This window comes from Bacillus sp. TH19 (genome assembly GCF_016651075.1).
Taxonomy (GTDB): Bacteria; Bacillota; Bacilli; order Bacillales; family Bacillaceae_G; genus Bacillus_A; species Bacillus_A mycoides.
The window spans coordinates 607571-633240 of the sequence record NZ_JAEKEO010000010.1 but is presented as its reverse complement, the minus strand read 5'-3'; the positions used below and the strand labels follow the sequence as shown (position 1 = coordinate 633240).

Annotated in this window: 26 protein-coding genes and 2 pseudogenes; 11 read left to right on the top strand and 17 right to left on the bottom strand. The window is 35.7% G+C overall.

Annotated features, from left to right (window positions below):
• Nucleotides 1-237 precede the first annotated feature (237 nt).
• Nucleotides 238-561 (top strand): hypothetical protein, encoded by a 324-nt coding sequence (locus tag JFU54_RS20925; RefSeq protein ID WP_002064068.1) that lies wholly within the window; start codon nt 238-240, stop codon nt 559-561.
• Between the two features lie 119 nt (nt 562-680).
• Here JFU54_RS20925 and JFU54_RS20920 read toward each other — a convergent pair whose 3' ends face one another.
• Nucleotides 681-1139, bottom strand: a complete 459-nt coding sequence (locus tag JFU54_RS20920) for a putative iron-sulfur cluster-binding metallochaperone (protein WP_002166233.1) — start codon at nt 1137-1139, stop codon at nt 681-683.
• A gap of 261 nt (nt 1140-1400) precedes the next feature.
• Nucleotides 1401-1601, bottom strand: coding sequence for a hypothetical protein (locus tag JFU54_RS20915; protein ID WP_012260457.1), 201 nt, complete (start codon nt 1599-1601; stop codon nt 1401-1403).
• 286 nt (nt 1602-1887) lie between these two features.
• Here JFU54_RS20915 and JFU54_RS20910 point away from each other — a divergent pair, with 286 nt between their 5' ends.
• Together JFU54_RS20910 and JFU54_RS20905 are read left to right on the top strand one after the other, a co-directional pair.
• Complete coding sequence (locus JFU54_RS20910; protein WP_000505688.1) at nt 1888-1989, top strand: YjcZ family sporulation protein; 102 nt, start codon at nt 1888-1890, stop codon at nt 1987-1989.
• A gap of 549 nt (nt 1990-2538) precedes the next feature.
• Nucleotides 2539-2691: a hypothetical protein gene (locus tag JFU54_RS20905; protein ID WP_201066184.1), complete on the top strand. Its 153-nt coding sequence runs from the start codon at nt 2539-2541 to the stop codon at nt 2689-2691.
• A gap of 87 nt (nt 2692-2778) precedes the next feature.
• Here the strand turns inward: JFU54_RS20905 and JFU54_RS20900 are convergent, their stop codons facing one another.
• Entirely contained in the window at nt 2779-3858 is a 1080-nt protein-coding gene (locus tag JFU54_RS20900) for an RNA-guided endonuclease InsQ/TnpB family protein (RefSeq protein WP_201066182.1), read from the bottom strand.
• Nucleotides 3859-3893: 35 nt separating this feature from the next.
• Nucleotides 3894-4163, bottom strand: a pseudogene (gene tnpA / locus JFU54_RS20895) (IS200/IS605 family transposase); the annotation flags it as partial.
• A 189-nt stretch (nt 4164-4352) separates the two neighbouring features.
• On the opposite strand from tnpA, the pseudogene JFU54_RS20890 reads away from it, so the two are divergent.
• Nucleotides 4353-4667: pseudogene (locus tag JFU54_RS20890) on the top strand (DUF4352 domain-containing protein); the annotation flags it as partial.
• Between the two features lie 154 nt (nt 4668-4821).
• Here the strand turns inward: JFU54_RS20890 and JFU54_RS20885 are convergent.
• The gene (locus JFU54_RS20885) at nt 4822-5058 is read right to left on the bottom strand and encodes a hypothetical protein (protein ID WP_002140614.1); all 237 of its coding nucleotides are present in this window, start codon (nt 5056-5058) and stop codon (nt 4822-4824) included.
• A 200-nt stretch (nt 5059-5258) separates the two neighbouring features.
• On the opposite strand from JFU54_RS20885, the gene JFU54_RS20880 reads away from it, so the two are divergent.
• From JFU54_RS20880 to JFU54_RS20865, 4 genes are all read left to right on the top strand, one after another.
• Nucleotides 5259-5405, top strand: coding sequence for a YjcZ family sporulation protein (locus JFU54_RS20880; RefSeq protein ID WP_000540380.1), 147 nt, complete (start codon nt 5259-5261; stop codon nt 5403-5405).
• Between the two features lie 299 nt (nt 5406-5704).
• Nucleotides 5705-6046: a PadR family transcriptional regulator gene (locus JFU54_RS20875; RefSeq protein WP_151304814.1), complete on the top strand. Its 342-nt coding sequence runs from the start codon at nt 5705-5707 to the stop codon at nt 6044-6046.
• Nucleotides 6039-6521: a hypothetical protein gene (locus JFU54_RS20870; RefSeq protein WP_033706476.1), complete on the top strand. Its 483-nt coding sequence runs from the start codon at nt 6039-6041 to the stop codon at nt 6519-6521. Before JFU54_RS20875 ends, JFU54_RS20870 begins: the two co-directional genes overlap by 8 nt.
• A complete protein-coding gene (locus JFU54_RS20865; RefSeq protein ID WP_201066180.1) occupies nt 6518-7045 on the top strand; it encodes a permease in 528 nt (175 codons plus the stop codon). Before JFU54_RS20870 ends, JFU54_RS20865 begins: the two co-directional genes overlap by 4 nt.
• Before the next feature lie 42 nt (nt 7046-7087).
• On the opposite strand, the gene JFU54_RS20860 is transcribed toward JFU54_RS20865, so the two are convergent.
• Nucleotides 7088-8563, bottom strand: a complete 1476-nt coding sequence (locus JFU54_RS20860; RefSeq protein ID WP_201066178.1) for an MDR family MFS transporter — start codon at nt 8561-8563, stop codon at nt 7088-7090.
• Nucleotides 8564-8705: 142 nt separating this feature from the next.
• Between JFU54_RS20860 and JFU54_RS20855 the strand changes: the two genes are divergently transcribed.
• Complete coding sequence (locus JFU54_RS20855) at nt 8706-9281, top strand: TetR/AcrR family transcriptional regulator (protein WP_201066176.1); 576 nt, start codon at nt 8706-8708, stop codon at nt 9279-9281.
• A gap of 173 nt (nt 9282-9454) precedes the next feature.
• On the opposite strand, the gene JFU54_RS20850 is transcribed toward JFU54_RS20855, so the two are convergent.
• Entirely contained in the window at nt 9455-9610 is a 156-nt protein-coding gene (locus JFU54_RS20850) for a hypothetical protein (RefSeq protein WP_201066174.1), read from the bottom strand.
• Nucleotides 9611-9905: 295 nt separating this feature from the next.
• Here JFU54_RS20850 and JFU54_RS20845 point away from each other — a divergent pair, with 295 nt between their 5' ends.
• Entirely contained in the window at nt 9906-10793 is an 888-nt protein-coding gene (locus JFU54_RS20845; protein WP_201066173.1) for a DMT family transporter, read from the top strand.
• A 144-nt stretch (nt 10794-10937) separates the two neighbouring features.
• Here the strand turns inward: JFU54_RS20845 and JFU54_RS20840 are convergent, their stop codons facing one another.
• Nucleotides 10938-11705, bottom strand: a complete 768-nt coding sequence (locus tag JFU54_RS20840; protein WP_201066171.1) for a TSUP family transporter — start codon at nt 11703-11705, stop codon at nt 10938-10940.
• 110 nt (nt 11706-11815) lie between these two features.
• Here JFU54_RS20840 and JFU54_RS20835 point away from each other — a divergent pair, with 110 nt between their 5' ends.
• A complete protein-coding gene (locus JFU54_RS20835; RefSeq protein WP_070139661.1) occupies nt 11816-12601 on the top strand; it encodes a TrmB family transcriptional regulator in 786 nt (261 codons plus the stop codon).
• A gap of 226 nt (nt 12602-12827) precedes the next feature.
• On the opposite strand, the gene dnaB is transcribed toward JFU54_RS20835, so the two are convergent.
• The 9 genes from dnaB to JFU54_RS20790 form a co-directional block, all read right to left on the bottom strand.
• A complete protein-coding gene (gene dnaB, locus JFU54_RS20830) occupies nt 12828-14117 on the bottom strand; it encodes a replicative DNA helicase (protein ID WP_201066165.1) in 1290 nt (429 codons plus the stop codon).
• A complete protein-coding gene (locus JFU54_RS20825) occupies nt 14114-14974 on the bottom strand; it encodes a DnaD domain-containing protein (RefSeq protein WP_201066163.1) in 861 nt (286 codons plus the stop codon). Before JFU54_RS20825 ends, dnaB begins: the two co-directional genes overlap by 4 nt.
• Nucleotides 14975-15171: 197 nt before the next feature.
• The gene (locus JFU54_RS20820; RefSeq protein ID WP_201066161.1) at nt 15172-15498 is read right to left on the bottom strand and encodes a nucleoside triphosphate pyrophosphohydrolase; all 327 of its coding nucleotides are present in this window, start codon (nt 15496-15498) and stop codon (nt 15172-15174) included.
• A 203-nt stretch (nt 15499-15701) separates the two neighbouring features.
• Entirely contained in the window at nt 15702-16790 is a 1089-nt protein-coding gene (locus JFU54_RS20815) for a hypothetical protein (protein ID WP_201066159.1), read from the bottom strand.
• 356 nt (nt 16791-17146) lie between these two features.
• Complete coding sequence (locus JFU54_RS20810) at nt 17147-19591, bottom strand: restriction endonuclease-like protein (protein ID WP_201067294.1); 2445 nt, start codon at nt 19589-19591, stop codon at nt 17147-17149.
• Complete coding sequence (locus tag JFU54_RS20805) at nt 19566-22106, bottom strand: MrcB family domain-containing protein (protein WP_201066157.1); 2541 nt, start codon at nt 22104-22106, stop codon at nt 19566-19568. Before JFU54_RS20805 ends, JFU54_RS20810 begins: the two co-directional genes overlap by 26 nt.
• 88 nt (nt 22107-22194) lie before the next feature.
• Complete coding sequence (locus JFU54_RS20800; RefSeq protein ID WP_201066155.1) at nt 22195-23169, bottom strand: tripartite tricarboxylate transporter substrate binding protein; 975 nt, start codon at nt 23167-23169, stop codon at nt 22195-22197.
• Nucleotides 23166-23843, bottom strand: coding sequence for a response regulator (locus JFU54_RS20795; protein WP_201066153.1), 678 nt, complete (start codon nt 23841-23843; stop codon nt 23166-23168). Before JFU54_RS20795 ends, JFU54_RS20800 begins: the two co-directional genes overlap by 4 nt.
• Before the next feature lie 19 nt (nt 23844-23862).
• Nucleotides 23863-25452 carry an ATP-binding protein gene (locus JFU54_RS20790; protein WP_201066151.1) on the bottom strand — a complete coding sequence of 530 codons (1590 nt, stop codon included), beginning with the start codon at nt 25450-25452 and terminating at the stop codon, nt 23863-23865.
• Nucleotides 25453-25670 lie beyond the last annotated feature (218 nt).

Genomic DNA, 25670 nt, shown 5'->3' with positions numbered 1-25670 from the left:
AGCGTTTTTACCGAAAAATTCATGATATCGTTAATTAGTCGAGTACGTCATTACTTGACGATTACCCTTAGGAGCCCCGCAGACAATCGGGGTTTCTTTTATTTAAATTCATTTTCTCTTTTAGGGTGATATAGTCCTTAAGATCTTGTTAAACCTGTGCAATTACGGTTAGAACTTCATTCTGTTTGACACATATCCCCAGGCTATCTGGACATGATAAAAGATGAGGTGACTGACATGAAGGATAAAATATTAGAATTAGTACCAGGATCGGTAAAAAAATTACTCCAGAAAAAAGTTAAAGATGGAAACCGATGCATCATTGATTTGGTTGTGGATGATGCAACTGCTTATGGATTTGAACCGGAGCAAGTAATCCCCTGTATCATGGCGGGTTATTATGTTTATGAATCTACCACCTATCCCAGTGAAATGGAAGAAGAATTGAAGCTAAACTTGGTTTTTCATGCGGCCAATCGCTCGGCAATGAAGCTTCTGTCTTATGGGAAGTATAAAGCGAAACAATCTGAAAGTGGATGGATGAGATATACAAATCCATAAGGTTTACTTAACATACCCTAACTAGCTTGGTGAGTATGAGGCAACGTCACATGCCCATCGACTTGAGATCTTGAAATACCCCAAAGTATTTTGATGAAAAAAAGCAACATTTAAGTTCCTTATGACATTTTTCTAATATAAGTTGTAACATTGCCTAAACAACAACTACCTTGTGGATTGTTTACTTCACAACCACATCGATTTTCTCTTATGTTTTCGCGAATATGCTCTACTGGATTGGGAGTAAGTCCATTTTCTACATATTGTTTGATTTTTTCTTTTGTCCAATCAAAACAATAACAAATTGGTGTAGTTGCTGATTCATCTTTTTGATTTACAGCTACCTTTATGTCAGATACAAAGTATTTTTTATTATTCGTATCAAAATAGACTACATCACAATCTTCGTTTGAACAAAAATAGTGATTTTCTTTAGCATTTAATGTTTCTAATGCCGATGGTTTAAGCAATGATTTTAGTGTAATCAACTTTACATTCTTAGCTTTATTTTTACATGATGGACAATGACCATTATTTTCAATTTTTATTCCTTTAAGGTTACTACAACAATCTTCCATTATTCTCCCACCTTTACAATTTATTATTTTTATAAATATTCTTCTACTTTCTTTTCTGAATCTATTAAAGTTCCGATAATAAGATATTGCATCTGTCTCACCTCATATAAAGTATAAACCCTGTGCCATAGTACAGGGTCAAGGAAAGTATTATTTACTATATTATCGATTTACTTTCTTAAAATAAACTGTCATTATTCAATAAGTCTTTTTCAAAAGATATACTCCGATTGCGAAATTCTAAAACTACATTTAGGGCGATTAACCTTTATCACCTCGTAACTCTTTACTACAACGTTTTACAAAAAACGCTGTTATTAAAATAATATTTCCTATACTCAAAACAAGTAATTGATCGAGTGCAATCACATCACGAAAAATCCAACGAGAAACAAAACCGAAGCTAGACATGCACACACATATAAAACCAAAATAATTTAACCATCTATGTACATTTTTCATTCTTCCCCCTCCTTAAACTTGCATTTTATCATTCCATCCTGTTTTTAGGTGTGAGTGCTGGCTAGTCGTGTGGTGATACCCCTATATAGGGCTTTTTCTTTTTTCTCAATGACCAATATTATTAAAATTAAGATGGTTCAAGTCGGAGAAAGGCACCTTAGGGTGTCTTTTCTTTATTTTCAAAAGGACCTGCTCAATTATTGCGTAAAAAACATAAAGTAAATTGAATCCGTTAAAATACATGAGTGACCCCTTGTTTTCCCCTCTTATTAAAGGAGGAACTATTATGGGATTTGGTGGTAGTTGTAGTAGTTGTGGCGGCGGCTTTGCTTTACTAGTTGTATTGTTTATTTTATTGATCATTGTTGGAGCTTCTTGCTTCTGCTAAAAAACTATCGGAAAAGACACTCTTATATGGGTGTCTTTTCTTTGTAATAAAAAGCTCTTCATCACTTTCGGTCTTTAGTGTGACATACAAATAATCCAGTTCCCCAAGCGCCCATATTCCACAGCCCCTTCTTTGTGCTTTTCTTTTCATTTATATTTCAATTTCAAATATAGTAGAAACTCATTACAAGGCTAGTTATATATACAATTATTATAGATAATATATACCTTTCACCACATGTATCATTCTGAATAATTTAAAAAAACTATTGAGAATTCCATATAGACCCATTACTGGTTAAAATGTTATAATTAAACCATCTTACATAGTTACTCATGTTCAGGATGAGTAACTAACGTCTTATTAAGTAATGCGCATAACTTAAATAAACAAGACACTGCAAAGTGTCTTGTTTATTTGTATCTAGTTTCCTTTTTATTCCAAAATAAATATAATAAAATGTAACATTTAATACATATAAAGAAAAATATAGATTTATTAAATCATTATGGCACCCATGAAAGTACTTTTATTTCGGAGGAACAAACTATGAACAAAAAGTTAGTAACATCATTATTATGTAGCACATTCTTATTTGGATTATCAGCTTGCAGTTCACATGATACATCTAGCATTGAGACTCCCACGACTAAAGTCGCAAGCCCGAATCCTTACGGATTTACGAGTGGGATTCTTGAATGACTAAACGTTCGCAGTCCATTTCTGTTTTAAACAGCCTTCAAGATGAGGGCATCTCATTGCCCCTCCTAAACCAGACCATATAGGTGCTTAGGCTGATTGACTGTTACCATCAATCACAGTTGCGTAGCGAATATTCATCGCCCCAACGATATCACGATGTGTCCCAAACCCACATGGACACTTGTATTTTCTGTCTTGTGCCTTATTCTTTTCAGCGCATTTCGGACAGCTTTGACTTGTATAAGCCGGATTTACATATTCAACCTGAATACCAACTAATGTTGCTTTATACGCAATAAATCGTGACAAACGATAGAATGACCAAGCGTGTAGGTTTTTTTCGTTTTTACGGCTTGTTCTTGCCGTCTGTCTTATATTCGTTAGTTGCTCTAAACGAATGACAGAAATATGATTAGCAATTGCAAAATCAATGATTTCACGACTTATTTTATGATCTTTATCTTGCATCCATCTTTGTTCTTTATCATCAAATCGCCGAATCGCATTCACTTTTTTGTCTTTTCCTAACTTCTTACGAACACTACGAAACTTACGCTTCCTATATTTATTTTGCCTACCATTCCCAAAGAAACGAACCTTGTCATCGGCTGTGATTGCTACCGCGGGGACTTTGAGACCTAGGTCTACTCCTAAAATTTTCGTCCCTGCTCTTTCATTTGTAGGAAGTGTGACAGATATTTGGGCCATCCACTTATTCGATTTCTTTGTGATACGAAGTGTACCCAACTTATGTTTTAACAAATCCAAATTGCGATTTTTTTTATCGATTAATAAAGCACGGACCTTTAAACGAGTTGACTTTCCTTTTACCTTAAACGGGATTGAAATATGAGTGGAGTCAAATGAATAATTTTGATTGTTCCATACACAAACAGGTCTCTTTAAAATCGGAATGATTTTATACTTGCTTTTCTTTACTTTTGTAGCAAATAAGCCTTTCGCGTCTTTAATTGCTTGATTCTTCACCGCACTTGGTATATTCGCTTCAATATCTTTCGTACTTTTTTTCGTACTTTCCTTTGTTTCAACCATTTCAGATATAAGTGTATTTATGAGTTTAATGTACTCTCGGCTACTTTGTTCCAATAAACGAATTTGTTCTTTTGTGGGAAGCAATTTCACTTTCACTGTTAGGGTCTGTGACATACGTTTCACCCCTTTGTTTTTTGATTCTCAACATACTATTTTATTGTCTCATTTGATACACTTCCAGCAGTAGAAACAAAATGGGAACGCGTCTATAAACTTTGCAAGTGCTTGTGATGAGGGAATTCTTCTCTCAAACACTTTGATGTCACTCCTTTTATTTTTGCCCTTGTATCAGCAGGACTAAGTGTTGACAGTGTATTTAAAAACAAATGAACGTGTTTGGTATCCTATTCCATTGCGATACTAACAATATCAAGATCGTTACATATCTCTTCAACCAACACTTTGAAACATTCTTCTATAATCATTTATCATAGTTACAATGTATCATTTATTTTCGAAAAATTACAACAAACAGACCCAAAGAAACTACCTATTCTTTGGATACTTAAAGTACCACGAACCTTACGATTTTTAGTGGTACTCCGTATCCAACCTCACTTTCATCCCATGCCTAAAGGCAATGGGCTTTCTCGTTCGGAAAGGGCTGTAATGGAGAAGTTAAAGCACAAGGTATATTTAAAGTATTAGACGTCAGAGTGCATAATCGTCAAGAGGAACCCATTACACTAAATAGCAATAACTTTAAATTAATTGACGGAGCCGGAAGAGAATATCACATTTCTAATGAATCTCAATTAGTACTCAAATATACAAATACTGCTATATTTAAATTTAGTGTTCTTAATCCTAATGAAAATTCGGAAGGGAACATTGTATTCGATGTTCCGAAAAATACGCAGGGATTAACTTTAAAAGTGAGTGGCGATATGTTGGATAAAGGGATCGAGTTAAAAGTGGAATAGTCAAAAGAAAATGTAAAAATGGCTTTTCTACAAAATAGATAAACCACCTATCACAACTTATACTAACATAACAAAAAGTACAGCCTCTGTATTAACTACAGTAGACTGTACTTTTTCATTTGTGATTTTGTATAACTCACTATAATAGGATTCCTTAGTTCTTTTGAGAAGATGCTCTCCAATCACGAAAAGATGTTGGAAACCCAGAATGTCCACGTTGCTTTGTAACAACTGGTTTCTCTTGAAGAGTAGTTGATTTCTCTTCAGGAATAGTTGGTTTTTCTTCAAGAATACTCAAAGCTGTTTGCATTTTCTCCAGCTGTTCTTTTAAAGCTTGCTGCTCAATCTTTAAATCCGTAAGTAAACGTAATATCATCTCAGAATTAGCCATAACGATCTCCTTTCCCCCAATGCACAGAATAAAATACCATATGTAATAAGCGGAATACTCGTGACAAAAATAAGTTCGTCAACTCTTTTAAAATACCGAGTACTTTTATTTTTTCAAAAGGACCTGCTCAAGTTTATCCGTAAAAACATAAAGTGATATAAATCCATTAATATATGGACTTTATGGAAGGAGGAGTTAATATGGGCTATGGTGGTAGTTGTGGAGGCTATGGTGGTAGTTGTGGTGGAGGCTGTGGTTTTGGCGGTGGATTCGCCTTACTTGTTGTGCTCTTTATCTTATTAATCATCGTTGGAGCTAGCTGTTGGGGCGGCGGATTCGGCTGCTAATAAGAGGCACTCTTGAGAGTGTCTTTTTTTTATTTCTCAATATAGGGCTAACATATATATGTTACTATCAAAAGGCGAGATTCCCTAAGCGTAATATAGTAGTTTACCAACTATGAAAGCCACTGTCACAAGAAAACAGTAGGCTTTTATTTTGTTATTTAACAAGATTAAAACATGAATTGCCATTTCCCCTCAGTAACATTTTTAAATTGACATAGCACTTCATGCACCATATACTGTTAACAACAGTATACTGTCATTAACAGTATATATTCCAATTCATTCTAGGAGGTATATTCATGAAGCATACAGGAAGACATACAGGTGCATTTCTTTTGTTATTTTTAGCAGAAGGTGATAACTATGGCGGACAGCTACTTCAGCAATGTGAAGAAGAACTTCCGGTCAATCCAATTGATAGTGCCATCCTTTACCGCACGCTGAAGAAATTAGAAAACGAAGGTGCTATTGAATCTTATGTAAGTACATCAGTTCAAGATCAGCCGAGAAAGATGTACAGAATTACTACAGCCGGAAAAGAACAATTAGCAGATTTTCAAATGGATATTGAGGAAAAAATGAAAAACTTATCATTTTTCTTAGACAAATATAAAGACTTAAAGGAATCCCATCATGATTAATGGTGCTATCCTTTACACTTTGGCCATTATTCTTACAGGGATTTCTTTTATGAAGGATCGGAATAAAACGAAAGCTGCCCTATTAAAATCATGGAAAATATTTCGAAACCTCCTCCCTGCCATGCTCTCCATCATGCTTTTCGTTGGACTATCACTTTCTATCTTAACGCCGTCCTTCATCTCTTCCATCATTGGAGAACAGTCTGGATTTTTAGGTATTATTTATTCAGCACTACTCGGATCTGTGGCACTTATCCCAAGCTTTGTCGTGTTTCCTCTTGGTAATACGTTAGTGCAGCACGGCGCAGGTCTTCCTCAAGTTGCGGCACTCATGTCTACACTAATGTCAGTAGGAATTACAACCTTGCCGATGGAACAAAAGATATTCGGACGAAGCTTTGCTTACGCTCGTAATGCATCTGCATTACTCATGTCACTCCTATTCTCATATATCATTTGGGTGGTGATGGTATGAAGGAACTAAAAAGATATCGCTTCTTTTTCATTTTGCTGATTGGACTTATCATTCTAACTTTTATAAACCAATCTTTAGGATGGAGCGCATTACAATTAACGGGGAATAGCATTTTAGATATGTTGTTTCTACTCCCACCTGTCCTAGTATTTGTAGGGTTACTTGATCAGTGGGTGAAGAAAGAAACGCTAATGAAATATATGGGAGAAAAGTCCGGCATATATGGAATATTATTCTCCCTATTATTAGGCGGAATTGCAGCTGGTCCCCTCTATGTTGCCTTTCCAATTGCAGCACTACTATTAAAAAAAGGCGCGAGTATTAGATACATCGTATTTTTCTTAGGCGTTTGGACAACTGTGAAATTACCAATTATGGTGTATGAATTTTCTTCATTCGGAGCTACCTTTACACTCATTCACATTTGCTTCGGACTATTGTTCTTCTACGTAATGGGCATTATTTTTGAGAAGTTTTACGATCAACGGCAATTGCTGCAGTATGATATTACGAAAGAAATGTAAAAAGACATCTTTAATCATAAAGATGTCTTTTTTATATGAACCTTAATTCTCGTTCTGTAAAACCTGCGCTGCCTTTATTTCCTTTTTCTCTTCTTTTAAGAACAACGATACGATAAAAGCAATAATGATAAAGATTAATCCAAGTGTAAATGCACCTTGGAATCCAGATGTTAAACCGTTTAACTTCTCTACTGGGTCCATTGGATTTGCTGAGCTTTCCATATACTTAGTTGTTCCTGAAGACATTTTCGAAATAAAGATAGCCGTACCAATTGCGCCAGCTACTTGCTGTAACGTATTAAACAGTGCTGTTCCGTGCGGATATAAATCTGGTGTTAATTGATTTAATCCATATGTTTGTGCTGTCATTACAAACATGAGCCCGACCATTAATACGCTATGCATGACAATAATTTGTACCATTGATGTGTCAGGAGTAATGCCTTTAAATAAGAACATTGCAATACCTACTAACACAATACCGGGAACGATAACAACTTTCGGACTAAATTTATCAAATAGTTTACCTGCGATCGGTCCCATTATGGCGCTAATAATACTTCCCGGAAGCATTATTATTCCTGATTTAAAGGCTGTAACGAGTAACACTGTTTGCAGGAACATCGGTAATAAAGTCATCGTTGAAAATAACGACATCATCACAATGACGATTAATCCAACTGATATTGTAAACATCGGGACTTTAAATGCACGTAATTCTAAAATTGGATTATCGATTTTTAATTGTCGCACAGTAAAAATACATAGTGATATAAGCCCAACAATTAAAGCACCATACACTTTCGGATCGGGCCACCCTAAGTCACCTGATGCACTAAAGCTATACACAATCCCGCCGAAACCTAATGTTGATAAAAGAATAGATGGATAATCTACTTTCGGCCTTGTTAACTCTGAAACATTTTTAATGTACTTCATTCCAATCATAATTGAAATAATCACGATAGGAATAACAATGTAGAATAACCAGCGCCAATTCAATGAATCAACGATTACTCCAGATAATGTAGGGCCAATTGCTGGAGCTGACATCATCACAAGTGCGATTAATCCCATTGTGGCACCACGCTTTTCAGGTGGACAAATAATTAAAATCGTATTCATTAATAACGGTGAAATTAACCCCGTCGCTACTGCTTGGACGATACGGCCGACTAATAAAACGGAAAATGTCGGTGCAAATCCCGCAATTAATGTACCGACTAAAAACGTTACCATAGCGATTAAAAACATTTGTCTCGTTGTGAGCCATTGCTGAAGTAACGCTGTAATCGGGACTAAAACCCCAACCACCAACATGTAAGCTGTAGAAAGCCATTGAATAGTTGAAGCTGTTACGTCAAATTCTTTCATTAATACAGTTAACGCATTACCAAGTAATGTTTCGTTTAATAATGCAACCATTGCCCCTAAAAGTAATGCAATTAAAATGGGGGTATGTTTCATATTAGAAGTATCAACTTTGCCACTTGCAGGGCTCTTAGTTGTTATATTCATGTATTGATTCTCCTCCTGTTTTTTACTTAAAAATCTTTAAATACACCGGAACACATGTAATATAATATACATATGTAGATTAAAAAGGGAGAATCAATTTAAAGCCATTGTATATTTAATCTACAAAAAAGGAGAATTGTAGATGAACGATAATGAAAAACAGCTTGATTTACGTATTAGACGTACACATAAATTACTTTGGGATTCCTTATTTGAATTAATGACGCAATCAAAACAAAAATATAGTTCCATCACGATTAACCAAATATGCGATCGCGCGATGGTACACCGAACAACCTTTTATAAACATTTTGAAGATAAAGATGCTTTATTAGCATTTGGATTTAAACGCTACAGCAAGATGATTGCTGAAATACCGGTTTCAGATCGATTAAGTAAACCATTTCAAGTAATGGAACAATTTCTACACCATGAAGAAATCGGTAAAATATTAGAGGCGCAAATGTCTGATGAACAATTTATTAGCCGGACACAGTATTTAAGTCACGAAACAAGAAAACAAGAAATAGAAGCGTTAAATCAACTGTGTAAAAATCATACGATGCCAAATGATTTAACCATTGAATTTTATTCAGGGGCAATCACCTCATTAAGTGCGTGGTGGTTTCAAAACGGAAGAACAGTTTCTGCTGCTGAAATGGACCAATTTCTTCACCAACTTATTAACCGGGATATTTTTCAGTTTGAAAAGGAGTAGTATTACAACTTTTAGATCATGTAATCAAATTGACCCAAAAATAGACATATGATATATTTTCAGTAGAATACTATATAAGTGTGACATCGAATGAAATTGCATATAATAAAAAGAAGAGATGCGCTAACATCTCTTCCCTAACTGCTACCGCTTAGGGTGGTGGTTATTATAAGCTATTTCTTTTTGCGGAACCCACCCTTTTGCTTGTGACGGCGCGGAGTGGGTTTTTTGTTGTCCTTATCCAGAAGTTGCTTCCGCAAAAAATACGCTGAAACTTCGCGCACAGTCGCTTTCACAAACTCTTTTACAAGATCAATCAAAAACTCCATATTATCACCTCCTTTCCTTCCGAATAGAAAGAAGGGATAACCATCCACCCTCACAATATGCAGTTGACTTTATTTTATCAAATGATTGTAAAGATATTATGTAAACAAAACAAATGAAATTTTACATAGAAAAAAGCCCTTCTAAACTGGGCTTTTTATATACATACTATTACTTCCCAATTGTTCTGAAAAAAACGTCGATAAATTTATGTTTTTAATATTCAGAATTAATATTAAAATAAACAATGGGAGAAGGGGTATAGAATCATAAATTATACATAACGAGGGAATAGAAATGAAAATTCAATTAAAAGCTGATTTAATGCTACTACTAGTTACATTTTTTTGGGGTGCATCCATCCTACTTACAAAGCTTGGACTTGATGGCATAGAAGAATATAATTTAATCGCATTACGATTTATTATTGCCTTTCTTTTATCAGGTTTAATATTTTACAAACACTTATTCAAAATTGATTTTAAAACTGTAAAGTATGCCTTTATACTAGCTTCTGTTTTATTTATCGTTTACATTTTTGCGACATTCGGCACAAAGTATACTAGTGTGTCTAATGCCGGTTTCTTACTATGTCTCACAGTCATTTTCATTCCGATATTATCAGCTATATTTTTAAAACACATTCCTGAAAAGAAAGTTATAGTAGGAATTGTGTTAACGATAATAGGAATCGGATTACTAACATTAACTAGTGAATTCAAGATTGGTAACGGCGATATATTTTGCATACTGTCTGCCTTATTTTATGCGATTCACGTCATCATTACTGGAAGCGTAACAAAACATGTGAATTCAATTGCGCTTGGGGTAGTACAACTCGGTTTTGTCGGCCTATTTAGTCTTATTTTTTCATTAGTTATGGAAACCCCAAAACTTCCTGGCACTATCGACTCATGGCTAATAATCTTAGCCTTAAGCATATTTTGCACCGCAGTCGCATTCATTGTGCAAGTTATTGCCCAGCAATACACCACTCCCACACATACAGGTCTTATCTTTTCATTAGAACCTGTCTTTTCCGCAGGATTTGCCTTCTTCTTCACAGGTGAAACGCTCACAGGAAAAGGGTACTTAGGAGCAACACTTATATTAGTAAGTGTGTTGATTGCTGAGGTGGATTTTAAGAGTTTGTTGAGGCCTAATTATAAGAAGAATGTGGAGTGAGTATTTTATTAAGATAGATGAACATACCCCGAAAATAGTCATTTGTATTATTTTCATTCTCTTAACTTAAATTTTCTTTTAAATGAGCTTTTTTTTAGATGCTATCTTCGAATGAGGTAGCATCTAAAAAATGTTCAAAATTACTTAATGAATATAATCGTAAAGATTTTTCGCTAACAATAAACAGGTTACTGTAATGAAAAGAGCACGAACATACCCGCTTCCTTTTTTTATAGCAAATTTGGAGCCAACAATCCCTCCAGCAATTTGAGCAATCCCCATTATAAAACCATACACATAGTTTACTTGCCCTACATACATAAACATCAACAATGCACCAACATTACTTCCTAAATTAAGAAGCTTCGCATTACCTGCTGCTTTTAAAAAATCATACCCAATAAATAAAAGAGAAAACATTAAAAATGAACCTGTGCCAGGGCCTAAAAACCCATCATAAAAACCAATAATAAAAATAAAAAAAGTAAAAATAATGAAGTTTCGACCGGACAATTTCTTATGAGTGGAAACACTACCCCAATCCTTTTTGAAAATCGTATAAATAGCAACCGCACCAAGCATGATCAGCATCAATGGCTTCAGTACTTCTGGGTTCATTAAATGAACGGTCCATGCACCTATTACGGAACCTATGAAAGTGAGTGGAAATAATTTAAACGCCGATTTCAAATCAAGATTACCAGAACGATAAAACACAATATTACTAGTTGCACACCCCATTGTCGACGCTAGTTTATTCGTAGCTACTGCACTTGCTGGATTCAGTCCTGTAAATAATAAAGCGGGTAAGGCAATGAGTCCTCCACCACCTACAACTGAATCAATAAATGCAGCTAAAAATCCAAAAGCAATCAAAATAATTAATACTGATGGGTCTAAATAAAAATCCATACTAGTAGCCTCCCCTTTAGTCACTATTCGAATAGTAACTAATAATTTGCTAAATGTAAACAGTTATTGTAACGTTGAAATATAAAAGCAAACATCGGAGGACGAAAAAAGTGGACTACATAGTGCAACAGCTTAAAAAAATTGGTTTTAATGAATATGAAGCTAAATCTTATGTATCTCTTGTTAAACAGGGGCCTGTCACAGCCTACCAAGTGAGTAAGGATTCGGGTATCCCAAGAGCGCGAATTTATGAGATTTTGGGTAACCTTGTAGAAAAAGGAATTGTCATGAAGGAAGAAATAAATGACACCACTCGCTATTCACCTCTACCTGTTGAAATCTTTTTACAAAAGGCGCAATCAGAATGGCAGTCTACTTATGAAGTAATCAGTGATTCATTAAAAAAACTAGAAACTTTCGAGGAAAAAACAGATAATCGAGTGATTACTTTAAAAGACAATAAAACAATAATTAGCTACTGTCAGGCATTAATAAAAAAAGCCCAAAAACGTATTGTCATTTCAATGTGGGATGAGATGTATGAAGCGTTAAAAGAGGAACTATCTGAGGTAGCTGATAAAGTTACAGTACAAGGTATTACCCTGCATGTTGAAAATCCCATTAAAAATCTAGAAGCCCATCGTATAACACCTTATACAGAAACCCTGTCTACAGAACATTGGTTTATTTTATCGATAGATTCTAAAGAGATGATTTATGGACCATCACTTGAGGAGCGTAATATTGCTTTTTATACAGATGACCCCGTTCATATATACCTATTAGAGGATTATGTATGGCATGATGTGTTAGTGAATCGACTTGTCCAACGTAGCCAAGATAATTTGGAGCAATGGATTACTACAGAGCGAAAATCCTTCTTTATGGAAAAATAAGAAGCATATTCAAAGAATCAAAAAACAAAGCATAAGTTAATTAAATAGAAAACTTATGCTTTATTTACCTCTATCCAAATAAAGCAAAAAGCTAGGGATACTCCCTTAACAAATTTATATATTTAAGAACTTTTTGATTATCTCTCAACATTATTTACGTCTTTCTTTATACTACTCTTTGTAAAAAAATTATAGTATCTCTTTTAATCGCACCTTTTTTCTCCTACTAATTTACCATCTCCACAAACCGCCCAAACTCCTTCAAAAATCGCAGCTTAAAACTCCCCACAGGTCCATTCCGATGCTTCGCCACATGAATCTCCGTCATCTCTTTCTGCTTCGTTTCCTTATCATAATAATCCTCGCGATACATAAGCATAATGACATCCGCATCCTGCTCAATTTGTCCCGTCTCTCTTAAATCAGATAAAAGGGGGCGCTTATCTTGACGTGACTCTACGGAACGAGACAATTGCGATAATGCTACTACACAAACATTTAAATCACGCGCTAATAACTTAAGCTTACGTGAAATTTCACTAATCTCTTGAAATCGATTGCCCTTATGCTTTGGATCGCCCGTAATAAGCTGCAAATAATCTACAATAACTAACAGCTTTTTATCGCCGTGCTTCCTCTTTAACTTACGAGTCTGCATCCAAATATCTTGCATTGTAACGCCTGCCTTATCATAAATCTCAAGTGGCAACTCACCAATTTCCGCAAACGCCTTACTCACCTTTTCCCAGTCCTCTATCGTAAAACGATGCTTCGGATTTTTCAGCCTACCTCCTGACACTTCACCCGCGCAAGACGCCAGCCTTTTTAACAATTGTTTACTACTCATCTCTAACGAAAACAACCCAACCGCCGCTCCAGACTTCGCCGCATGCAGTGCAATATTTAACGCAAACGCCGTTTTTCCCATAGAAGGACGCGCACCAAGAACGACAAAATCACCTTCCTGTAATCCACACGTCATCTTATTTAACGATGTATAACCAGTCTCAATACCAGTATTCTCTTTCGTATCTTGATGAAGCTCTTCATACAAACCAACTAACGCATCCTTCAAATCAAACTCACATACATAGTCCTTTTCCTCTAACTCACAAAGTGCCGTAATCGTCTCACCAATAATTTTCTCATTCTTCTCCGTAATAAGACGCTCTCCCATCTTGTGCCCAAGAACGCCAGCCTGATACATTTTCCATGCACCTCGAACAAGCCCCTCATAATAAGAAAAGTTGCTAGTCGTAGGCACACCCTCTATTAATGCTATAAAATACTCCATTCCCCCGATATTCTCCAAAAAATTTGGATTCATCCGAGAAACGAGCGTCACAAGATCAATTGGTTGCCCCTCTTCTTCCATTTTTCGCATCAGCTGAAATATAGACTTATGCACTGGCATAGAAAAATACTGCTCCGTCAAACGGCACTCCTTAATAAGCTCTCCATCCAGTAATAGAGAACCTAACACCGTCTTTTCCGCCTCCACATTTTGAATACTCATGGCCGCCACCCGCGTTCCGCTAAAAAGCGCTGAAGCTCTTCCTCAGACGGCGCATTCTTCTCCCACTCCTCACACTTCGCCAAAAAATTCTCCGTCTCCCCCGTACTAACAGACGCCCCCTTCTTCCGAAAATTCGCAGTATCCGCCTCAACCTCAGACACTTTCGTAAACCCTTTCCCGTGCCAACCACGCAAAATCCCCTTCACATAAGCCATCTTCCGATTTTTATTCTCATACGAAATTTGAAGAGCCTTCAGCACCAGCTCCTCTGACAAATCATTCATCCATGCATTCAATTCCTCCACCGTAAAAGGAGACAAACTACCAAAATGTTGCTCATAAAACGTGAACACCTTACTTCCCGTTTCTTCCTGTGCAACCTCTTTTTCCTCCGTCTCCTCGCAAACTGGATCAACATCATGAATAGCCAAATCACCAGGCATACCGAAATGTGCTAAAAGCATCGGAACACTCAGCTCCTCCTCCGCACACTTCTGAAGAAACATATGTACAAACTCCTTATTCTTCACACCCTTCAGCTCACGAAGCACACACTTCTCCACATTCGTATTCGTCACAGGATTATAACGAAGCCAATTTAAAATAAATAACTCCCTCGTCTCCGCATCATAAAGAATCTTTCCATAATCAATAAAGCGCTGCACTAACTTATCAACAGTCTCCCTGTTATAACCCGTCTCCATCTCAGCTAACCGCTTCGGAAAAGGAAAAATCCCGCATTGCGTCGTCTTCGAACAAGTTAATAAGTAAACATAAAAATACCGCTCCTCCGGCGTCAAATCCAAAACAAAATCATCCTGCCAAAAATTCACCTGCACATTACGATACACCGCCATCCCAATTCCTCCTGTCCCGATTCAAAAGTAAAAAATTCTTCTTTGTACTATATATAGGAAGGAGGGGTGGGTTTTTGGCGTGTTATTTCAAATTTTTTTTTGACTACTACTACGGTGTTTGTTGGTGTTTTTGTTTTGTTGTGTTTTTTCTTAGTGATTTATTACTTGGTAGGGGCTTGGGAGGGGCTTACTAGGGGCTAGTTATTGGTTACTTCGATTAGGAAGACTCGATTTAAAAAGCTACCTCGTTCTTCTGCTTTCTTTTTTCGGATGTTGTTGATTTCTTCTAGTGTTGTGCCTTCATGTTCGGCTAGGGCGTTGATTAGTTCTAGTAGGTCAGATAGTTCTTCGAGTTTATGTTCTTTTGTTGTTGCTTCTAGGTATTCGGTTAGTTCTTCTTCTGTTTTTTTGCATAGTTCCTCTATGTATTCATCTTTGTTTAGGATTCTTGTTGTGGGTGTTTTTCCGTTAGCTTTTATTATCTGTGGGATTTTATTTCGGATTAGTTTGTTGTAGGTTGGCATGGGATTTTCCTCCGTTTGGTTTTTCTTCTATATTATTTACTTAAAAATCCTAAAAACATTTATATAAACAAAAAACACCCATAATTGGGCGCTTTTTAATTTACTACTCGCTGTACTCTACGTTTAATTCAACCTTCCGTTTTACTATCACTTGTGATACGGTTTCACTAAGGTGTATTATGGTAAAAACAAATTCCACCTTATCAACTAAATAAAGTAAAACCATAATCTTTTTTTACATCTTGATAAAATTTCAGCTCACCAATATCTAATGATACACTTCCTTTGAATTGGTTAACCAAATTATTTAAAGAGTTGTCTTCTTTCATTTTGCAATAGAGTTCAGGTGATAAGACAATATTCTCGGAACCATTTACAACTAAATTTTGTACTGCTAGTAAAAATGTGTTATCCGTTCCTAATTCATAATTTTTATATTCTTGGTCTAAAAAATTAATAATATCTAAGTAAGATTTTTCATCATCCCTCATTAAACCTACTATAAAGTATGAAGAGTCTTCATCTTTTGGGAACAAATTAATAAATAAAAAACCTGTATTATTTCTAATAATTTTGTTTCCTTTGGTATCTAAAAAAGGGTCACTTATTCCTGAACATGCACACTCAATTTTTTTATTTATTTTGTAAGACTTTAAAATAAATTTTTCATTTAGCTCACTAGTATAGTCCTTATTTTCCTCTATCAATCTAAATATGCTATGAAATTCTTTGCTTGTTTTATCAAATATTCTTTTTCCCCTCTCTGTGCGCTCTTTTATCTGTTTAATCATATTTCGGATGGCCATAATTTCTTTTCCATTTAATTGCTTAATTTCAAATAATTTCGTAGCTTCCTTTTCAAATAATTCATAGGCTTCTATTGACAAGGTATCCTGAACATGCTGATGAGAGAAAGCCCTATACGAATATAAAAACTTTTGAATAAGGCTCTCGACGTAAATTTCATCTTTCTCTATCCCTTTAAAGAGATTGGTGTCATGGGCATTACAAAAACCTCTGTAAACCGTTGCGTTTTTTACTATGACAGACGAAAATAATTCCTTTACATCTCTAAACATCTCAAAACGGTCATTAGGATTAATCCAAAACACCCGATTATCCTTAGATATTAACTTCAAAATACCCGATTTCCAAATTGAATGAGATTGAATTGCTGAGCTACTATGTTGCGAGACCACCTTATAGTAGCAATCCCTTCTCTCTTCCAATGTCTTTTTTATTGAATCTTTTAACTTAGCTTCTAACATATTCTTTTTCTTACCACCAAACATTTTCTTCCCCCTAAAAATTTATCACTCTATTTTAACCCCTAAAAAACTCTGTAATTTAGAATTAGATAGTTTGCTTTAAAAAGCAGACTTGTCTTATGAATTGATAGAATAGATAACGGTCATTAACAAAATAACATCAATATCTTTTATTCTTCAAACATTTACCATTTTGATACAATTTTATTATATTTTTAATATAGTACCAATTGTTATATATACGGAAATAACATCGTTAATATCACATAATATTTATCTATAATATTTAAAAATTTCTCCACTTCGCCTAAACTCACTTGTTCCATGCGAAAATAAACTTCATCCCTTATCCATAACCTAACTTCCTTTGTATCTAAACGTTATTCCAAAACATTTAACACCTCTAAAACTTCCCTAAACAACACCGAACCTCTCCCAACAACCAACTCCAAAGGAACTTCTTTAACTCGTCCATCTCTCCCCACCATAACCACCTCATTCTCATAATCAACCCAAATCTGGACATTCTGCACATAATAATTCTTAACAGCAGAAGCCTCATCTAAATTGCGATGATCCAACTCAACTTTAACCTGCTTCGTAAAACGGCGTAGTGTTTTCCAAAGAATTCGTTCTTCCTTTGATTTCATGAAGAGTTCCGGGAGTTCTTGTACTTCTTTTAATAACGACATAGTTGTTATTGTGTATGTTTGAATACCATATCCTACTGGGCAGATGAGATGATCTAGTTTTTTCCATGGCTCTAGTTCAAAATGTACATGCTCATCGTTTTGTTGCATTTGAATGTGTTTGATTTTGGCTACGTATTGAATGCCACCATTTTCTCCGTGCCATTTTTTCGGTGCATATAATGCTATGTACTTCGCTTCTTGCCATCCTGGTTTTAACTGTGTGACTGGTAACTGGTATAACCCTTCTTTTCTATATGCTTCATAGTCGGCTTCAGTTTTCACGCTGCCCACTAATACTTTTTCTTCTAGCGAGGAGTGCCATTCTTCTTTTGTGCCTCTTGGAAGGATGCCTTCTCTTATAATTTCTTCTGGGCTTTTTTCAATGAGATGGTCTAAAAATTGTTCGACTAGTCTTGTTGCGTTGGGTAAGAATGGAAAGCCACCGATATTTACTTTTTCGATACTTTTATAAAATGGATGGTTCTCGTACGCTTCCTCTTGGTTCCACGGGAATAGTACGTACGCTCCATAAGCTGTTCGCTCAAAAGGCCCCTCTTGTTCCACTACTAGTGCGTCTCTGTAACGATGCATTGTATTAATGTCTTCTTCCATTGGACCAGGGGTGCCATACTTCCTTTTATAATGAGATCTTTCAGCAAAATCAATTCGGTATTTCGCATCAAAAATGTATTGATATTGATAGTTCTTTCCCTTTTTCTCAATAGCGAGCATCGTATCTGGTTTTTGTGTAACTGTTGGCAGTCTACCGTTTCTTCTTTGGAAATACAGTTCTATTACTTCATCAGTGACTGGATGCTTGAACGTTCTTTTTGCGGTTTTACTTTCATCTAACGTTACGTACAAACCGTCTTGTTTAACTTGAATTACATCTTGATGGAGCGGTATATATTTTTTGGATAGAATTTGTCCAAGTTTTAAATACGTCCAGTATTCGTATAACCTTGCGACATCTTTTACCGACATTTTGAAAATTTGTCCTCGTAATGTTAAACCTCGCGATAGCATTAAGAAGATTTGATACGCATCTCTATAGCCTGCCGCCATCTGGATAACGAGTGAAAAGACTGAGCGATCTAATTTTCCGATTCCTCTCCAAAATGGATCGTTCAATTCATTTTTCATTCGATATTTCATATTTTTCACACGTTCTAACAAGTCTTCATCAGTTACACCACGTGTATATCTAGACTTTGGTTCTAGCGCCTTAAGTAGATCATCTATTTTATGTACGACTCTTTGAATCATCCATTTAACAAATCGATTTTCCAGCGTATCATATGACACTTCCTTATAAGCTGTAATACCTTTAGTTGGTATGCAGTTTTTCTCTTGTAACAAGTGTGGTCGCTTTCGCAAATAGTTCATTCCGACAGAATCCAATTTACGAATTTTTTCTCCTCGTACAAGTTGATGCCTAGTCATAAGCGTATGATGCGGTTGTCTTTTAATATGAGAGATCGACTTCATAAACCGTTCAAAAGAATCATTTAAAATACGATAGAACTCATTCTTCGATGGGTTTGTAGCGTAAATTGCAGATGCTCCTAAGTAAGTTCTCTTTAGTAAATGAAACGCTAAATTATAAATTTCATCATTTACTTCATCTAATAAAGCTCTGTAATCATCCTTATAATCAAGTTTCGCCGGAAAAACTTCAAATGTAACAGTTAATAAAGTATCTTGATCATCTTTAATTTCAAACGTTGTATTTCCTACTTCATTTGGAAATGAAAGATTCCCCATTAACACATGAAGTGAACCCATTTGAATGGAACTAACTTGCTTTCGAAAACCCGGATGTTCATGATAAAAAGAGAGCTGTTGATTCTTTTTCGGAACAACAACAAGCTGATAACTTCTATTTTCAAAAAAGATGGGTGGATGTTTTTTACATTCATCCAATCTCTCTAATCCTGCATCGAATACAGAAACAGATTCCACTTTTCCATCCACATGAAAATACATCATTTCATCTGCGTTCATAGCGTGATATTCTTTTAAACTCTCGTATTTTTCATGATAAGGATTTCCTTTAATCGTCAATGATAGCTCCTCTGTTTCAATCTTAACTAGCTCTATCTCATTATTAGATCCAGAAAGAGGTGAAACCATCATACTCGAACCTCCTTAACATATGAGAGAGCTTGTTAGCTGATCGAGGATACTTAGCATATGAAGCATCATTATTGCCGCTATCATATTCTTCATTTGCGCATAATACATACAACTGCTTTAATACCTCTTCTGTTCTTCCATCACTACCTGCAAGACGCGGTAAAATCTTTTGATATATTTGATAATCAAGTGCTTCATCGAATGACAATAACTTTCCTTTTTCGTTGTATGCCATATAGAAGCAAATTTCATCTCGTATACGATATCCAACTTGGGCTCCAACTGATTCAAGGGTTTTATTTATTTCTATTAGAATATTTGATATGTTTCTCACAAGATCTTCGTTTTCTTTAAAACATTCTTTTAAATGAAGATACTCGGTTGCTAAAGAACGATTAGAAACAATTTCAGCCTCTTTCTCTTCTATATCCATTAAGAAATTAAAATAATCTAAGTTAACGGTATTAAATTCAATTGTATTCGCACGATCTAATACTTTTTTACTTAACGGATGTGTCGTTTCATCCATATTTACAGTTCCAATAATATATACATTTGATGGAATCGTAATATGCTTATTCGTAATTGATTCTGGAAGTACTGGTGACGTAATAATTTTTCCATCTTTCCATTTACGACTTTCAATTACACTTAAAAAATCACTAAAGTAGTATTCCACTCGAGCTAAATTCATTTCATCCAACACTACAAAATAAGGTCTGTTTGGATTTGCATCTGCATTTTCAAGAACCTTAATTAACGGTCTTTCTTGAAACTCCCCTTGAAGGTTCACATACCCAAGCAAGTCAGAACTATCACTCCAATCAGGTCGAACCGGAATAAGCGTAAATTGTCCATTCTCTTCCGTTGCTCCTAAGCTCTCCGCAAACCACTGAACAATTTTCGTTTTCCCTGTACCTGAAATACCTGATAAAATCACAAACGGCTTCGTCTTTAATGAAAGGAAGAAATTAATAAGATCCTTTTTCTCATAAAAGAAACCTTTACTTTGAATATAAGAAGACACATGATCGATAATGGATTGTTGATCTAAATACACTTCTTTCCTCTCATAAATCATTTCATATTTCGTTCCTTCCTCTTTGTAAGCAATAAATCCCTCATAATAACGAAGCATTTCTTCTAGATCTTCTACTAACTCTTTTTCACTTGGCATTTTATTAGCATCGTACGCAATATAAGCCGCTGTTGAATTCGCATATCCTTTCGCTTTTGGACTTGTTCCTAGGAAAATCTCATCATCTTTTTTTACCTTTGGGGACATATGTATTTGTTCACGAATCTCTTCTTTAATCTTTTGCATCTCTTCTTTAGACGTTTCCGTCACACCTTGTGCCAACGTTAAATATAATCGCTCCATATCTTCACTAAATAAATAAACGATATAATATCCTCGCTGCGTAGATGTCGTAATATCTTTATTCATAATTGCAAGCCATGGAACAGCAGCCCAGTTTCCTTGTCCAATTGATCCTGTGACAACATACTGATTATGATCAATAAATGGTAACCTCGTTATTTCCGTTGTCATCTCATTCCTAACAACCGATCCCATTTTATGGCCCGCAAATCTTTCTGTCCTTGCCTGTAAATACTCATTCATAACCATTAAAAACTTTTCACGTAAATTACTGTTCATACTACCGCCCTTTTCTCCATCCTTTTTTATGTATTGTTCAGATGGAATCCATTCACTATTAACTAACCCTACTTGTTCAAGCCAATCTAGTAAGTTATTCGTACGCCGCTTCGCTACTGATTCAACCATCAAATTATCCCCTAATGAATTTCGGACAATCGCCATTCCTAAATCTACTAAAGCTTCTTTCTTTTCATCCTTTGAATAGTTCTCTAACACTCCAAGAACAAATAAAGCATGACGGAAATATTCCTGCTTTAAAACTAACTGGACAATGTAGACATTTTTATCTTCCGATTGAACATATTCATTTAATAGAAGCTTATTCATTTCATGGGATTCATTCAAAAAGCCCAGTAACCTTAAATCTTGACGCGCACGAGACTTCCTACTATATAAATTTTCATCCGTTTGTTCACGTAACTTAATCGGATTATATGTATCATTCATTACCTCTTCTAAAAAGAGCATAACTTTATCATATTTTTCACTCGGTAGATTATCAGTTTGGAATTCTTTAAATGTAATAGCTCCTGATTCCATCACATTCACAAATGGAAGCTGTGAAAAGAAAGCTACCAAGAAAGCATTACATTCATTTGCTTGTCCGAAATCCTCACCCTTTATCGTACGCATAGCGATAAATTTTCCCCAAGCACTCTTAAGAAGTTCAAAGCCCACTTTAAAATAAGACAATGCGTCCTCTTCATTTTCATATTGTTCACGTGAAAATTTAATTTCAACGTATAACCCTTCATCATCCTTATTTATAATCAAATAAGATTTATTACCTTTTATATCTTCAACCTGCTTCGTTGATTTAGCCAATTCAATTATGAGTTGCTCTAACATTTTCATCCCCACCGTTACAATAAATTACAATTACTACTATTTTACCAAACTATGTGTAAAAGAAAAATCATACGCCATACCGTATGATTTAATAATTTCTATTATTCCCCACTAGCTCCCCATACTCCTGACTACTCTCCTCAAGAAATATCCTACTCTCCCCACTCCCCTTATAAAAACTCTCCCAACCCCGCTCCCTCAAAATCCCCTTCCAACTATCACTCTCCACCATCTTCTTAATAATGCTATCCCAATAAGCAACCTCTTCCTCCGTCATATCTTTCGGGCCCATAATTCCTTTCCAGTGCTGGAAGATGACGTCGATTCCTTGTTCTTTCCAAGTTGGGATTTCTGGTAGTCGGTCTAGCCGTTTTGGTGCGGATACGGCTAGTATTTTTATTTTGCCGGCTTTGTATTGTTTTTCGGCTTCGGATAGGGTCATGGTTGCGGCGCCTATTTGTTTGTTCGTTAGGGCGTTTATGATTTTTTCTTTGTTTTCGTAGACGAAGAATTGTAGTTCGGCAGGGTTTATGCCAAATGCTTTACTTACTTGTACGAAGGATAGGTGATCGTCGTTTCCTAGGCCGGGGGCAACGCCAATTTTGAAGTTTTTCTTGTCTTGTTTTAGTTGTTCCATTAGTTCGTTTGCGTTTTCTATGCTTGATTCTTTTGAGACGACAACGACTTCCCAATCTGATGCGAGTGTCGCGAGCGGTGTGAAGTCTTTATATGTTAGTTTACTGTGGCCTAGTAGGTTGTTCGTTATGAGTAAGCTTGAGTTAATCGCCAGTACGTGACCACCTTTTTGTTTCGTATATTTCCATCCGACATCACCGCTGCCACCTACTTTGTTTGTGACAGTGATTGGTTTTGTGAAGATTTTTTCTTCTGCCAGCGTTTTTTGCATTGCTCGCGCTGTTAAGTCCCATCCTGCTCCTTGAACGTTTGGCGCAACGATTTCTACTTTGTCTATGTTTACTGTATTCGTTTGAGGTTTTTCCGAGGAACAACCAGCTATTACTCCTGTCATGATCCATATACATAGTAATAATCGTTTTTTCATAATCCTCGTCCTATTCGATACTTTCGCTCTGGTCGTCCGATAATGCCATATGTGTACTCTACTGTGCATTCGTTTGTCGCTACTAAGTATTCTAAATATCTTCTTGCGGTTGTTCTGGAGGCTCCCATTTGTTCTCCCATTTCTTCTATTGTAATTCCCTCTTCGAATCCTTTTATAATCCCTTTCACTTTTTGCAATGTTAACGGATCCACACCTGTCGGTAAGTTTTTTATGTCTTGTGTTTGCGAAGTACCGAAGAAGTTATCGATTAGTGCTTGATTTACTTCATTGTTACTATGTAATAGTTGCTTCTTTCTTTTATAGTCTTCAATTGTGCGAACGAATTTTTCTAACGTGACCGGTTTTATAAGGTAATTGCTTACGCCATTTCGAATTGCTTTTTCTAACATATGATTTTCATTCGCCGCTGTAACCATAATGACGTCAACGTCTGGAAAGTCTGCATGAATTTTCGGCAATAAGTCTGTGCCGATTCCGTCTGGTAAATAATTATCTAATAGAAGCAAATCGATTTCTTCCTTTTGTAGTAGTTCCATCGTTTCTTTCGCGTTCAATGCTTTTCCAATCACTTTTACGTCCTTTATTTTTGATAAAAACTCTTCTTGAATTTGCGCGACGCGGAAATCATCTTCTGCAATTGCAACCTTCAACATATGCCCATCCCCCTGTTTGTCATGTACTTTCTCTCAATGTTTTCGGAAGGTAAATTGTAAAAATAGCTCCCCCACTTTTCTCGTTTTGAATCTCAATTGTTCCTTCTAGTAGATCTACCATTTCTTTCACGTTTGCTAGTCCGTAACCACGATCATTTCCTTTCGTTGAAAATCCTTTTTGAAAAATGGTCGTGATTTTTTCTGCCGGTATCCCTGTTCCACTATCTATCACTTCAAACACAATATCGTGTCCAATATCCGTAACAAAAAATGAAACACTCTTCTCATTTTGATTACTCACCGCATCAAATGCATTGTCGATTATGTTTCCAAGGATCGTAATAAGGTGCGAAACTTTTATATGGTCTGGTAACGGATGAAGCGCACTATCTCCTTCAATATGAAAATCAATTTTCTTCTCAGATGCTGTCCCGATTTTCCCTAATAAAATAGCTTGTACTTTCGCATCGTGAATTTGATGGAATAAAATATGGTTTTGACTTTGATGAATAGTAGATTCTTGCTGGATAAATTCAATTGCTTCTCTGTAATGTCCTAACTGAAGTAATCCTGATAAGACGAACAGTTTATTTGTAAATTCATGTGTTTGAGCACGTAAGTCCTCTGAATACTTTCTTACCTCAGATATTGTGTTCACAAGGTTTTGCAGTTCTGTTTTATCTCTAAAACTACATACAACGCCTACCGTACTGTTATTTTCGAGTATTGGTGTCATATTTAAAATAAACACTTTATCTTGAAACGCGATTTCTTGATCGCTTTCTAACACTCTCTCCATATTAAATTTCGGTAAAACTTTTGAAATGTGCTGCTGCATATAATCATCATTTACATGTAGCATCTCTTCTGCCGACGTGTTCATCATTGTAATAAAACCATTTTGATCAATAGCGATAATCCCTTCTTTTATGGATAGTAGTATCGCACTTCGTTCCCGGTATAACGCTGCAATTTCATTCGGTTCTAAACCGAGTGTATCTTTACGAATGCTACGTGCTAAAAGAATGCCGCCAACAATTCCAACTAGTAACACCGCTAAAGAGAAGAGTATGATTTCTTTCGTTCTGCTCAGTATGTTAGATTCAATACCTTCTATTAAAAACTCTACTGTCACAACGCCTACAACTTGATCGTAGTCTCCGTTATGAACAATAATAGGCGCCTTCGCCATTAAAGCCGGGCCACTTGCACCATTTCCTTCGAGTGTATAATAGCCACCAAAAGTGAGTGCTTCATAGTTATATGGATTGTTACTCTTTGTACCAATCAACTCCGAATTAGAATGTGAATACATAACGCCATAACGATCTTCTATAATTACATAATCTGCACCAGCTTGCTCACGAACTTGTTCCGCAATGGATTGAATGGTACTTTTATGCTCGTTATATTGAAAAGCATCTTTTATAGCTGGCATAAAAGAAAGGGATTTAGCTGTTTGCAGTGCTAACTGCTCCACTTGCCGTTTCGTATCAACAGACTGAATGTAAACGAATATTCCCGCTAATAGGAGAACGACAAATAAAATTAATGTAATTATTAAGCTTACTATTTTCGTTTGTAATGACACTTTACTTGATTTCTTCATACTCCATATCCTTTGATAAAATATTCAAAACTATCAATCTCCTTTTTCTATTATTATGACAAAACTAATAATGAAGCAACTATTAAAACTCTCCATGTACATAAAGTACAAAAAGAATAAAATTGTCGTAATATTGAGATTTTAATCAAAGAACAGTACAATTCAACTACATTGAACGCGCTTTCATATATACCTTTTATTTATAAGCAAGAGGAGGA